The organism is Mesorhizobium sp. M8A.F.Ca.ET.207.01.1.1, assembly GCF_004794715.1.
Lineage (GTDB): Bacteria > Pseudomonadota > Alphaproteobacteria > Rhizobiales > Rhizobiaceae > Mesorhizobium.
The window spans coordinates 1-720 of sequence record NZ_SRUS01000043.1; the positions used below are offsets into that span (position 1 = coordinate 1).

Here is a 720-nt window from a genome sequence, read left to right on the forward strand (position 1 = left end):
ACCGGGATGTCGTCGACGATTGAGATGACGATCGATGCCGGCGTGGCATCGCTGTCGCCGGTGGCGTCGGTGACCGCCATGGTGATTGTGTCGCTGAGCGGGTTGACCTCGCCCTGGCCGGTGTGGGTCAACGGACCGGTCAGCGTATAGGTATAGCCGTAGGTGACGACGCCGCCGGCATCGGGCGCCGAGATCGAGGTGATCGTCAGCACGCCCTTCGAGGTGGTGACATGGTCGCCCACCGCCGTGATCGCCACCGGTCCGCCGGCATCGCCGTCGAGGGTGAGCGTGTAGCCTTCGTTGTTGCCGTCGACCGTGAAGGAGCCGGTCGTCGTCTCGCTGGTCGCGCCATGCTGCACGCCGTCGGCAAGGCCGTCTTCGTAGACGGTGGCCGTCGAGCCCGTCGTCTCCGGCACGTTCAGATCCTGGTTGAGCCCGATCACCAGCTGAGCAAGGTCGGTGTCGCCGTCGCCGTCCTTGATCTCGTAGGTGAAGGTCTCGCTCGTCACGCCCGCCGGGATCGATGCCGTCGTCAGCGCGTAGGTGTAGGTTCCGTCGGAGTGCAGCGTCAGATTGCCGTAGGTGCCGGCAATCACCGTTGCTCCCGAGATCGTCGTGTAGGTCGCGCCGGCGGCATTGGCTTCAAGGCCAAAATAGGCCCGCGTCACCGCACCGCCGACCGCTGCGCCGTCCGCGCCGATGGTGTCGGCATGATCGCCG

Annotated in this window: 1 protein-coding gene; it reads right to left on the reverse strand. The window is 66.5% G+C overall.

Translation table 11 applies throughout. The features are described from left to right. A partial coding sequence (locus EN850_RS33360) for a VCBS domain-containing protein (protein ID WP_210237996.1) occupies positions 1 to 720 on the reverse strand: 720 nt, incomplete at both ends.